This is a genomic window from Mycetocola miduiensis (assembly GCF_900115155.1).
Classification (GTDB): Bacteria; Actinomycetota; Actinomycetes; order Actinomycetales; family Microbacteriaceae; genus Mycetocola_A; species Mycetocola_A miduiensis.
This window is the reverse complement of sequence record NZ_FOVM01000004.1, coordinates 250,863-263,469: the sequence shown is the minus strand read 5'-3', so window position 1 is coordinate 263,469 and position 12,607 is coordinate 250,863. Positions and strand designations below refer to the sequence as shown.

Below are 12,607 nucleotides of genomic sequence, written 5' to 3'. Positions count from 1 at the left end.
TAAGCACACGTCGACAAGCCGCCTGATTGGGCGGCTTTTTTCATGCCCGAATACGGATGCCAGGATCCGCCCCTTCGGGAATCTGAGGATTTCTCACCCCTCTATCTGGGGGAGGTTTACACCGTTGCGCGCCGTTACTGTCGGTAGTGCACGAAACGTGAGACACCCTCGCCTTTGACGGTACAGATTATCCGACAGGCACTCGCGCGTCCCGGCACACCGTCGGGGCGGCCTGAGGTGTGCTCAGACAGAGACGGAGCCGCCATGCAGCAGGACACACGGGCCCGTGCATCCGTCAGCTTTTCGCATTCGACCGGACGTGGGGTCTCATGACTGAAGTGAAATCGAGAACCCTGTTCCCGGGATTCTTCCGTCAGCACATCAGCGCCGGGCTTGCCCCCGACGTCCGTGAACACACGATGCGGCAGGCATCCGAACGCGTCTGGGCTCGCAACTATCGCATCCGCCTGCGGTTGACGGACGTCGCAACGATCATGTTCGCGGTGACCATCGCCTTTTCCATGAGGTTCGGTATCGAAGCCATCCCGGCGAGCACCCGCATCGAGGACGCTTCGTATCTCCTCATCTCAGCAACCATCGTCGTCGCCTGGCTGGTGGCGCTGATCGCGTTCGGGGTCCACGATTCGCGTGTGATCGGCGTCGGTGCGAGCGAATACAAACGCATCGTCAACGCAAGCGCGACAGCGTTCGGGCTGCTCGCCATCGTCTTCCTCCTCCTCAACGTGGACATCGCCCGCGGTTATTTCCTGCTTGCCCTCCCCCTCGGCACCGTCAGCCTTCTGACGGCGCACTGGCTCTGGCGTCGGTGGCTGGTGTCGCAGCGAACCCTCGACCACTACCTCTGCCGGGCGCTCGTCGTCGGCGAACTCGACGACGTCGGGTACGTCATCCGTCAGATCCAGCAGAAATCCGGCGCGGCATACAACGTCGTGGGGGCAGTCGTCTCCGACAGCGACACCCACACCGTCACAACAGGGCAGAAGCCCGTCCCCGTCCTCGGCTCACGCGACGTTCCCCAGATCGCACGTAACGTCGGAGCCGACACGGTCATCATCGCCGGCAAGCCCAAGGGGGGCGCGAACTTCATCCGCAACCTCGGCTGGCAGCTGGAGGGCACGGCGACGGACCTCGTTCTGGCATCCCAGCTGACGGATGTCGCCGGGCCGCGAATCCACTTCCGCCCGGTTGAGGGACTCCCGCTGATCCACGTGGAGATTCCCCAGTTCGAAGGCGGCAAGCATGTCCTCAAGCGCGCGTTCGACGTCGTCGCCTCTGGCGTCGGCCTTATCGTGCTCGCTCCGATGTTCCTCGCCATCGCGGTGTTCATCAAACTCGAGGATGGCGGCCCCGTCTTCTTCAGGCAGGAACGCGTCGGCCGCAACCAGCGCACGTTCACCATGCTGAAGTTCCGTTCGATGGTGACCACCGCCGAGAGGGACCTGGCGAAGCTTGTCGAGAAGAACCAGGGCAACGGACTGCTCTTCAAAATCAAGGATGACCCACGAGTCACGGCGGTTGGGAGGGTGATTCGCAAATACTCGCTCGACGAGTTCCCCCAGTTGTGGAATGTGCTCATCGGCGAGATGAGCCTCGTCGGGCCACGGCCGCCGCTCCCCCGGGAAGTCGAATCCTACGAGAGCCACGTGCACCGCCGGCTCTACATCAAGCCCGGACTGACGGGCATGTGGCAGGTCAACGGACGGAGCGACCTCAGCTGGGACGAAAGCGTCCGCCTCGACCTCTATTACGTGGAGAACTGGTCGCTGACCGGTGACCTCATGATCGTCTGGCGCACCCTCAGAGTCCTGTTGAAACCCGTGGGAGCGTACTGACATGTCCAACCAGTTTCACCCGCACACCGCACCCGACCGTCCCGGTCGACCGCCGCACATCGCCGACACCGCCGATGTCGACAGCCTCGCCCGCATCGGCGACGGCGCACTGATCTGGCACCTCGCCCAGGTGCGCGAGCATGCCAGGGTCGGCGCCGGTTGCATCCTGGGGCGCGGCTCGTACATCGGCCCCGGTGTCATCCTCGGCGAAAACTGCAAGGTGCAGAACTACGCACTCGTCTACGAGCCCGCCGTCCTCGAAGACGGCGTGTTCATCGGGCCGGCCGCTGTGCTCACCAACGACATGTTCCCGCGGGCGATCACCGCCGATGGCAAACGCAAGGACGCTGACGATTGGGATGCCGTCGGGGTGACGATCCGCACAGGCGCGTCGATCGGGGCGAGAGCCGTCTGCATCGCCCCGGTGACGATCGGCGCCTGGGCTCTCATCGCGGCGGGGGCAGTGGTCACCAGCGACGTTCCCGATTACGCGCTCGTCGTCGGAGTCCCCGCCCGCCGGATCGGCTGGGTCGGCCGCGCGGGCGTTCCCCTCGAGCGCGTCGGCGACGAGCTCTTCCGGTGCCCATCGACCGGGGAGGAATACCATGAACACAACGGCGTGCTCACGGCGGTCCTTCCCGCGTCGGGGGCGCCGGCTCGCTTCCGGTCGGCAGAGAACGTTCCCGAACTGAGAATTCCGTCAGAGGCACGACGATGACGGCGCCTTCCTCGCGTCGCTCAATGGTTGCCATTCTGGCGACGCTCGGACTCGCCCTTGTCATCATCATCGTGGCTTCGGTGCTCAACATACTGCCAGGCGCCGACACCGCCTCGCCGAACCCGGTCTCCGTGTCGCCTCCGGCACCGTCCAATCCGGATGCCGCAACGGGCTCAGAGGCGGGGTCGGGGTCTGAGACGAACGACGACGTAAAGGAGGGCACCGCCCCGGCTCCTGACGCCACGGAGCAGGCCACCGAGGTTCTGCCAGCCCCCGAAGAGACATCACCACTCGGGCTTCCCCCGTCACCCCCGCTGCCCGATCTGGTCACCCTTCCGCTGCCTCCGACGGCGAGCGAAACCGGGGCCCTCGTGGCCGGGTATCCCGCGAACCTCATCCCGCCGACCACGGATGCGACCGTGACCTCCAGCTCTGTGGCATCCGCTGACAACCGGCTCCAGGTGACTCTCGCGGCCAGCACGCCCATGACATCGGACGCTGTGCTCGAGTTCTACAGGGTGGCCTTCGCGGCAAATGACTTCGTCGACAGCGTGGCCCCTGCAGCGAGCGGTTCGAGCGCACTCCTCTTCACCCGAGGGACCGACACCCTGATGCTCACCGTCACGCCGACACCAGGTGGCGGAACCGACTACAGCGTTTTCGGCGCGTTCACGGCGACGAAGTAAGACAGGCGAGGGGGCCAATGTACATTTCGCTGTCCGACCGTAAGCCGGTTGACAAGAACAAGGCGACAAGGCCGACCCGGACGGCGACGACGCGGGTATCTTCCGTCGTCATCGCCCTCGGCATCGTCAGCATGTTCACCGACATCTCTACAGAGTCGGTCTCTGCCATCCTTCCGCTCTACATCACCGGTGTGATCGGGCTGTCGACGGTCGCGTACGGCGTCATTGACGGGTTGTACCAGGGCATCAGCGCCGTCGTGAGAATCGCCGGCGGGTATGCAGCCGACAGGGCGGACCAGCCCAAGTGGGTGGCCTTCTTCGGCTACGGTGTTTCAGCACTGGCCAGGGTCGGGCTGCTTTTCGCAAGCGGTTTTGCCGCACTGAGCGCGGTCATCGCCGTGGACCGGCTGGGTAAAGGGGTACGAACCGCTCCCCGTGACGCCCTCATCACTGCATCCTCGGAACCCGACAACCTGGCCAGGTCGTTCGGCGTCCACCGCATGCTCGATACGATCGGAGCCGCGATCGGCCCGCTCCTCGCCTTCGCCATCCTCTTTTTCATCCCGGACGGCTACAGCACGATCTTCGTTGTTTCGCTCGCGTTCGCGATTCTCGGGGTTCTTCTGCTCGGCATCGTTGTGCCCAATAAGCGACCTCGGGCCGAGCGCGCGACCGCCCATTCCACCCCACGGGCGCGATTCCGCTGGCGCGATCTCAACGACCGCCGGCTGCGCCGGCTCCTGCTCGCGGCAGGCCTGCTCGGACTTGTTACCGTCGGCGACGGATTCATCTACCTCGTCCTGCAGAGTAAGAGCGGTTTCGCGGCCGAATACTTCCCCCTGCTGTATGTCGGAACGAACGTCGCGTTCCTCGCACTCGCCATACCCCTCGGACGCCTGGCAGACCGGTTCGGCCGTGCGCGGATCTTCATCCTCGGTCATATCGCGCTTCTCGCCGCCTACGTCTGCGCAGCGCTTCCGGCAGCGGGCTGGCAGCTGACCGTCGCCTGCCTGGTCCTTCTCGGTACGTTCTACGCCGCGACAGACGGCATCCTTGCCGCGCTCGCGTCGCAGGCCACATCGATCGACACTCTCGCGAGCGGTATCGCTGCCGCGCAGACTTCCGTAGCAGCCGCACGGCTCCTCGCGTCGGTCGGTTTCGGCCTCCTCTGGTATTCAATCGGGCGGGACAGCGCCATGACCGTCGTCGCCGTGGCCCTCGCCGTGCTGATTCCGGTCACCGCGGTCATCCTCGGCGGTCTTATCCGGGCGGGGAAGCCGACATGAACCGGTCGAAGAAATGGCTGGCGCTCGCGCTCATCTCCGTACTCGTACTGGGGGCGGCGATCGCGTACGGCATCACCGCGTACACGAGCTACCAGGCCAGGTCAGCCGAGCCGAGCGAAGTCCGAACGACGACAACGTCGGTGACCAGCACAGACCCGCACATCACCTTCCGCAACACCGCGACGGGGGAGGGCTACGGCAAAGTCGCCACCGTGCCGCTCGATACACCGTCCGCTGCGCGCGCGCTCTCCGACCAGGCGTGCGATCGCGTCTACGCGACCGGTGCCGTGCTGTCCTGCCTTCAAATCAAGCGGGGCGTACCGACCACATTCGCCGCCAGTGTCTTCGACCGAGCGGGGTCGGAACTGGCGTCGTGGCCGCTTCCCGGTATCCCAAGCCGCACACGGCTCTCTGCAGACAGTTCGCTCGTTGCCACCACCTCATTCGTCACCGGTCACTCGTACGCGATCACCGGCTTCTCCACCGAAACCGTGGTCTCACACGTCGACGGCGAAAGCTACGGCAACCTCGAGGATTTCGCCCTGTGGATCGACGGCGAGCGCCTCACCACAGCCGACCGGAACATCTGGGGCGTCACCTTCGGCTCTGACGACAGGACGTTCTATGCGACAGCCGCGTCCGGTGGCCGCACCTGGCTCGTCCTCGGGGATCTTGCCGAGCGCACGCTGACGGCGATCGCCGATAACGCCGAATGTCCATCCCTGTCCCCCGATGGAACACGGGTCGCCTACAAGAAGCGATCCGGCGCTGCGGAAACTCCGCACTGGGGAATCGCCGTCCTGACCCTGGCGACCCACGAGGAAGTCGTGCTCCCGGAACCGAAGAATGTCGACGACCAGGTCGAATGGATGAACGATGAGACAGTACTGTACGGCCTGGCACGCGACGGCGCAGCGGGCGACAGCGATGTGTGGTCGATAGCGGCAGACGGGGCGAGCGCACCTTCTCTTCTCATCGAGCACGCGTGGTCCCCTTCGGTGGTGAACGAATGACGCGCGCGGTGCACGAGGACTCATCGGTGACGCAGCTGGCGTCCCGGGCGTTCCGCTGGAGCTTTCTGAACACCGTCGCTTCGCGCCTCGGCCCGCTGTTCATCGGGATCGCCCTCGCCAGGCTGCTGGGGCCCGAACAGTTTGGAGTCTTCGCGATCGCCATGGTGACGTTGATGGCCGTCCTCAGCTTCAACGAACTCGGTGTAAGCCTTGCGATCATCCGGTGGCGCGACGACCCGGCATCCATCGCGCCGACCACCAACACGATTTCGGTACTCAGCAGTGCCCTGCTGACCGCGGCCGTCGTGATCGGGGCGCCGTGGATCTCCACCACACTCGGTGACGTCCGGGCCACCCCCGTTGTGCAGGTGATGGCCCTGTCGATCGTCATCAACGGCCTAGTTGCAACGCCCGCGGCAATATTGCAGCGCGAGTTCATGCAGAAACAGCGAACCATCGCCGACCAGGTCAAGACCTGGCTCGGAGCCGGTATTTCGTTGACCCTGGCTCTTTTCGGCTGGGGTGCAATGAGCCTCGCGATCGGCCATCTGGTTGCGAGCGTCGTGTTCGCGGTGATGCTGTTGCGCTGGTCGCCGCTGCCCTACCGCTTCGGCTGGAACAAGGCGATCCTCGGCAAACTGTTCCGGTTCGGCATTCCACTCGCCCTGTCGAGCATCGTGCTGTGCGCCTCAGGCTATGCCGACCAGATGATCGTGGGATCGGTTCTCGGCGCACACGCGCTCGGCCTGTACGTGCTGGCGTTCAACCTCGCGAGCTGGCCGGTTTCGATCTTCTCTCATCCCCTCCGAGCGGTTGCCCCGGCTGCGTTCTCGGCGTTGAAGGACGACCCACCACGGATGTCTCGGAACTTCTCCCGAGTGCTCGCGCTCCTCTCCTGTGTCGCCGTACCCGTGTGCCTGGCGCTGAGCGGCGCTGCGGAACCGGTCGTCGGATTCGTGTACGGCGACGCCTGGCAGGCTTCCGCTGACGTACTGCTCTGGCTCGCGGCCCTCGCCGCCCTGCGGATCTGGTTCGAGCTCGCATACGACTACCTGGTCGTCATCGGTAAGTCGGGAAGCGTGCTGGTCATCCAGGCGTGCTCGTTCGCCGTAAGTCTTCCCGTCATGCTGCTCGCGGTTCACCCATTCGGAGAGGCGGGTGTTGCGGCTGCTCAGTTTGCTGTCTCCCTGGCCGTCGTCCTGCCGCTCTATGCAATATCCCTTCACCGGTCCGGTGTCCGAATCAGCGACTCGGCGAAGGCCGTGGCCATCCCCGTCGGCGCCGCGATCCTCGTGTGGCCAGCAGCCTGGGCGTTCGCGCAGTTCATCGCCATCCCCTTCCTGGCAGCCGCGGCAGCAGGACTGCTGGCGGCAGCCATCATCGGCGCGCTGGTCTATCGGCTGCGCGACGACGTCAAGGCCCTCCGCCTATCAGGTCGGGCGAAAGGTGTGACATGAGAATCCTCGTATATCCCCACGATTTGAACATGGGCGGCAGCCAGACGAATGCGATCGAGCTGGCTGCAGCCGTCAAGAGCCTCGGCCACGAGTGCATCATTTTCGGCAGGCCCGGAACACTCCTCGCCCGGATCGAGGAGCTGGGACTCGAGTTCATCGAATCCCCGCCCGTACGGCGCAGACCGTCGATCCGGGTGGCACGCACGATGCGGGACCTGGTTATCGAACGCGGCATCGACGTGATCCACGGCTACGAGTGGCCGCCGGGGCTCGAGGCGCTGATGGCCACATCCCGGCTCCCCCAGGTGGCCGCCGTCTGCACGGTGATGTCGATGGCGGTGGCACCGTTCCTGCCCCGTACACTCCCCCTCGTCGTCGGCACCCCACAAATCTCAGCGAGCGAGCAGGTTGCAGGGAGGCAGCGCCTTCACGTGATCGAGCCCCCGGTCGATCTGGTCCACAATCAAGCGCCTTCTCCCGCCGAACTCGCCTCTTTTCGTTCCCGCTGGAACTTGGATGAGCGGCCGCTCGTGGTCTGTGTCAGCCGACTGGCCAACGAGTTGAAGTCCGAGGGCATCCTCACGGCGATCGACGTCGCTGGAGACTTCGCCGACGTCCAGCCATTTCAACTCCTCATTGTCGGCGACGGGGCCGCTCGAGGAGCGATCCAGGCGGCGGCTGACGAGGTGAACCGCCGGACCCGGGCAAACACAGTCATCGTGACAGGAGAACTGGCCGACCCGCGCGCGGCGTACGCGGCAGCGGACGTCACGCTCGGAATGGGCAGTTCCGCTCTGCGCTCGCTTGCCTTCGGCAAACCGCTTGTCGTGCAAGGAGAGAAAGGTTTCTTTGCCACGCTCGGACCGCAGACCGTCGACACCTTCCGGTGGCAGGGATGGTACGGAGTCGGGCAAAGCTCTCGCGAGGGACGTTCCCGCCTGGCCGCGGAATTGGAACCGCTCCTGGCGGATCCCGCGATGCGACGGGAATTAGGCGCCTTCGGCAGAAACGTGGTGGAGGCGTATTCGCTTGATTCGGCGGCCCGACGACAGGTCGCCGTGTACCGCGACGCCCTGGCAGGTGTGGCTGGTGTGGGCAGGGACGTCCCCGAGGTGGTTCGTTCGGGAGCGTCGTTCAGTCGCTACTACCTCGGTCGACGTATTTCGCGGGTCCTCGGCCGTCAACTATCAGAAGACTTCAACGCGAACCCTGTCGCAGCGACGACGGCCGTGAGTGCCGCAAGCGCCGACGTGTTCCGGTCCGCCGCTCCCGGTTGCCCCGGCCCCCTGGTTTACTTCTCCGGCGCGGACTGGGACGCGATGGCGGGCTCGGACCGACTGCTGGTGGGTGCATTGGCTCGCTCGCACCCGGTCATCTGGATCGACTCTCCACGGTCGATTCGACGATCGCGCGATCAACTCCAGCCTGTGATCATCGCAAAGCCCCACCCGAACATCACGCGCCTCAGCGTTCTCGGTCCGCCCGGCCTCTCCCGCCCAGTGATCCGAGCGGTGGCGCACTGGTGGGCATTGGCTGTCCTGCGCTGGTACCTGAGTCGCGAGCAACTGCAGCCATCGGCTGTCATCGTGTCGTCGCCCGCACCCGTCCTGCCCGCACTGAGAAAGGTTCCGGGAAGGAAGGTGTACTTCGCTACCGACGATTTCGTCGAGGCGGCATCTATCTGGGGTGTCCGTCCGCACTATCTCCGACGGTCACGTGAAGCCAACCTCGGTGCCGCGGATCTCGTGCTCGCGGTGACCCCGGCGCTCGCCCGGCACCTGCAACGTGGCCCCGTCGAGCCATTCTGGTTCCCCAACGGAACCGATGTGGACCACTATCGGGGCATCGACGACGCTGACAGGGCGAAGGACATCCGGCTGGTGTCGCCCATAGCCGGCGTCGTGGGGCAATTCAACGAGCGAACGGACTTCGAGGCGCTCCGGGCTGTCCAGTCGGCCGGCATCAGCCTGCTCCTGGTCGGGCCCGACCGGTTCAGGTCGAAACAAGCCCGTACGAGGTTCCTGAGCCTCGCCGCTCTGCCCGGCGTGCAATGGGTCGGCAAGGTGCCGCGCGACGCCCTGCCCGGGTATCTCCGGTCGATCGATGTCGGACTCACTCCGTACGCTGACACGGCGTTCAACCGGCGGAGCTACCCCCTGAAGACGGTCGAGTATCTCGCGGCGGGTGTTCCTGTGGTGTCAACGGATGTCGCGCCGCTCGACGGCTTCGACCCCCGGTTCGTTTCGGGCGCGTCGACCCCGGAGGGGTTCGTCGAAGCCATCTCGGAGATGCTCGACCGGGCACCTGCCCGTTCTGAAATCCAACAATCGATCGAAGGAAACGGCTGGGACGCACGGGCGTCCCGGTTGCTTGAGTGGCTAGGCGAAACGAGGACGACCGTATGAGCAAGCGAGCACGCAGTTCGAACCCCCATGTTCTGATCATCGTGCAGAACCTGCCAGTGCCGTTGGACCGGAGGGTATGGCTGGAGTGCCAGGCGTTGATCGCCCGCGGCTACCGGGTCAGCGTGATCTGCCCGAAAGGACCAGGCGATCCGTCGCGAGAGCACATCGACGGCGTCGACATCTACAAGTACGCTCCAGCGCGCGAAGCCAAGGGGCTCCTCGGCTTCATCTGGGAATTCGCTTACAGCTGGGTCCGCACCGCCTTGCTCTCCCTGGCGGTGAGGCGGAACGCACGGTTCGACATCCTGCAGGCGTGCAATCCCCCAGACACGTATTGGCTGTTGGCGTTGCTGTGGCGCCCATCAGGGGTTCGGTTTGTTTTCGACCACCACGACCTGAACCCCGAGCTTTTCATCTCACGGTTCGGACAGCCGAGGGGGTTGCTGAAGTCGCTCGAGTATCGCGGTCTGCTCTGGCTCGAACGTCGCACATTCCAAGCCGCGGATCGGATCATCTCGACGAATGAGTCCTACCGGGCCATCGCAATCCGCCGCGGCCACCGTAAGCCAGAGGAGGTGACGGTGGTGCGCAGCGGGCCGGATACGACATCGATGCGCCCGATCTACCCAGAGACCCCCCGAGCCGCCAACGGCATAAACCTGGTTTATCTCGGCATCATGGGCCCACAGGACGGAGTCGACCAGGTCCTTCTCGTCGTCGACGAACTCGTGCATCGCCGCGGACGCACCAACGTGACCGCGACCCTCCTCGGGTTCGGGGACTGCCTGGAGGATTTGAAGAGGCAGTCCACCGAACGTGGCCTCGACAAGCACGTCACATTCACCGGCCGAGTCGACCGGGTGCAGATCGCTGAGCACCTCAGCCGCGCCGACATCGGCCTGTGCCCCGACCTGAAGACCCCGCTCAATGACCTGTCGACCATGAACAAGACGATGGAGTACATGGCGTATGGGCTCCCCGCTGTATCGTTCGACCTGCAGGAGACCCTCGTGTCAGGCGGGGACACCATGCTCTACGTGCCCTCTGGCGACATCACGGCTTTCGCCGATGCGGTGGAGACCCTGATCGACAACCCACAGCTGCGAATGCGGCTTGGGAAGGACGCCCGCACCCGAGTGTCCACCCTCCTGGACTGGCGGCCGCAATCGGCGGCTTACGTCTCGGTCTTCGACGACCTGACCGGTTTACCCACGGTCGCCCCTGAGCTGGCGGCCGCTGACACACGCCCGGTCGCAGACGTCGACCCGCAGGGCCGACGTTACGTCAACGTTGACGACCCAGAGGAGTTCGACCGCTACCTGGTGGAACGCAGCACGAGCGCAGAGCGGAGTACCCGATGATCCCGTACGAACCCACGTCAGACGCCCGCCAGCCGACCCCGTCAATGCCGGCCTCGCCGCTGGCAGACCGCCACGGTCCGCGCGGTGCCCTGCCCGGCTTTCTCGCCATGCACCGCGACGTCCCGGCGCTTGGTGAGGTGCTCGGTTCCCACGCGGGCGTCACGACGACCGCGTGTGGTGACATGAGCCTCGCCTCATGGGGCCTGACCTCGCTGACCATGCAGGATCCGACCTTCGCGCTCTCCCGCGTTGCACGGACCGAACGCGGCGATGTCTCGGGCGCCCGGATCGCGGACGCGATGCGTTCCGACCCTGCCTGGCTGAAAGCTCTGCTCCCTCCATTCGCCGCCGTCCGTGGAGCGGAGACCGGCGTGACGATGGTTGCCGACTCGATGGGCTTCCGGCAGCTCTATCACAGCTCGCCGAACGCGACCGGCCGGCCGGCGCTCTCCACGTCCGCGCTGTTGGCAGGCTGGGCACGCTCCGCCGAACTCGACCATACGGCCGTGGCTGTGCAGTCGCTGCTCGGATGGCAGCTTGGACAGCGGACCCTGTTTCAGGGAATCGACAAACTCGCCCCGGACGCCATCGCGCATCTGGACGCCCGCGGCATCCGCCTCGACATACCGGCGGTCGAACGTGAACCGGAGATCACGCTCGATGAAGCTGTCCCCCTCGTTGCGGCGATGCTGCGTACGTCGCTGAACGCGCTTCTGGACGATCACCCCGACGCAGTCCTGCAGCTGACCGGCGGGCAGGATTCGCGACTCCTTCTCAGCGCCATCCCGATTGCTCGTCGGCGCGGCCTCCGGGCCATGACGCTGGGCGTGCCAGGGAGCGGTGACGTCCTCGTCGCCAGCCAGCTCGCTGAGCGATTCGGGTTGCTGCACGAGGTTCACGGGTTCTCGACCCTCGAGGACTTGAGCAGCGAAGACGCCTGGGGGCTTGTACGGAAGGCGGCCATGCGGCTGGACGGGATGGCTGACCCTGTCGCCCTTGCCGCCCTCGACACAGCCGAGGCCAGTTTTGACCAGGGCGTCAGGATCTCGGGACTCGGTGGGGAGGTAGCGCGTGGCTTCTATTACGTCGGGGCGGTGCGCGAACGCTCCTTCACCCATAAGCATGCCGAACGGCTCGCAGCCTGGCGCATGTTCGCGAACGAGTCAGTGGAACCGGACCTGCTCGACCCGGACTTTTCCGCGTGGGGGCGAGCGGCGGCCAATAGCGAGGTGGCCGCGGTCATGGCCGCGGCAAGCGAGGAGTGGTTCCACGCCACTGATCAGTTGTACCTGCGGCACAGGATGCAACGATGGGCAGGACTTACCGACACGGCAGTCCATGATCGTCGAATCGTCATCAATCCGATGCTTTGCCAGCAGTTTCTCAGTATCGCGTCCCGACTTGCCCCATCGGCGAAGGCGCATTCGCAATTTCTCGCCAGGCTGCAGATGGAACTCGACCCCGAATTAGGACGAATTCCCCTCGAGGGCCGGGGCGCCCCGGCCGCGGCGGCACACCCAGGTCCCTGGCGATCGACAACCGCGGCGTTCGGAACCACCCGCCGCCTCGGCCGAAAAGTGACCCAACGTATCCGGCGACACAACCGCGCCCCGGCCGGGGGTTATCCGCTCGCCCACAAAGTGGTGCAGCATTGGCGCAACCACCCGGAGCTGCTGTCATCGTCGCAGCTCGAGAGCTTCGTCCGGGCGGAGTGGATCGACGGCGTGCTCGCCGGCTCGATCGAACCGCGCCCAAGCTCGGTGGCGTTCCTCGCGAACCTTCTTGTCGCCACCCAGGTCGATGTGCACTGATGTGACGAATGGGGTTG

General features: G+C 65.3%; 9 protein-coding genes. All 9 read left to right on the top strand.

From position 1 onward, the window contains the following. The first annotated feature begins 329 nt into the window (after window positions 1-329). The 9 genes from BM197_RS08830 to BM197_RS08790 are packed head-to-tail and all read left to right on the top strand — an operon-like array spanning window position 330 to window position 12,590. Window positions 330-1,853 carry a sugar transferase gene (locus BM197_RS08830; protein ID WP_245762466.1) on the top strand — a complete coding sequence of 508 codons (1,524 nt, stop codon included), beginning with the start codon at window positions 330-332 and terminating at the stop codon, window positions 1,851-1,853. A 1-nt stretch (window position 1,854) separates the two neighbouring features. Continuing rightward, window positions 1,855-2,571 carry an acyltransferase gene (locus tag BM197_RS08825; protein WP_090710679.1) on the top strand — a complete coding sequence of 239 codons (717 nt, stop codon included), beginning with the start codon at window positions 1,855-1,857 and terminating at the stop codon, window positions 2,569-2,571. A 23-nt stretch (window positions 2,572-2,594) separates the two neighbouring features. Next, entirely contained in the window at window positions 2,595-3,257 is a 663-nt protein-coding gene (locus BM197_RS08820; RefSeq protein WP_090710677.1) for a hypothetical protein, read from the top strand. A gap of 17 nt (window positions 3,258-3,274) precedes the next feature. After that, on the top strand, window positions 3,275-4,543 hold the full coding sequence (locus BM197_RS08815) for an MFS transporter (RefSeq protein ID WP_090710675.1): 1,269 nt from the start codon (window positions 3,275-3,277) through the stop codon (window positions 4,541-4,543). After that, window positions 4,540-5,556, top strand: coding sequence for a TolB family protein (locus BM197_RS08810; RefSeq protein WP_090710674.1), 1,017 nt, complete (start codon window positions 4,540-4,542; stop codon window positions 5,554-5,556). Before BM197_RS08815 ends, BM197_RS08810 begins: the two co-directional genes overlap by 4 nt. Next, window positions 5,553-7,013: a lipopolysaccharide biosynthesis protein gene (locus BM197_RS08805; RefSeq protein ID WP_090710672.1), complete on the top strand. Its 1,461-nt coding sequence runs from the start codon at window positions 5,553-5,555 to the stop codon at window positions 7,011-7,013. The genes BM197_RS08810 and BM197_RS08805 overlap by 4 nt, the downstream gene beginning before the upstream one ends. Next, a complete protein-coding gene (locus tag BM197_RS08800) occupies window positions 7,010-9,418 on the top strand; it encodes a glycosyltransferase (RefSeq protein WP_090710671.1) in 2,409 nt (802 codons plus the stop codon). Before BM197_RS08805 ends, BM197_RS08800 begins: the two co-directional genes overlap by 4 nt. Beyond that, entirely contained in the window at window positions 9,415-10,779 is a 1,365-nt protein-coding gene (locus BM197_RS08795) for a glycosyltransferase family 4 protein (RefSeq protein WP_090710669.1), read from the top strand. The genes BM197_RS08800 and BM197_RS08795 overlap by 4 nt, the downstream gene beginning before the upstream one ends. Next, a complete protein-coding gene (locus BM197_RS08790; RefSeq protein ID WP_090710667.1) occupies window positions 10,776-12,590 on the top strand; it encodes an adenine nucleotide alpha hydrolase family protein in 1,815 nt (604 codons plus the stop codon). Before BM197_RS08795 ends, BM197_RS08790 begins: the two co-directional genes overlap by 4 nt. Window positions 12,591-12,607 lie beyond the last annotated feature (17 nt).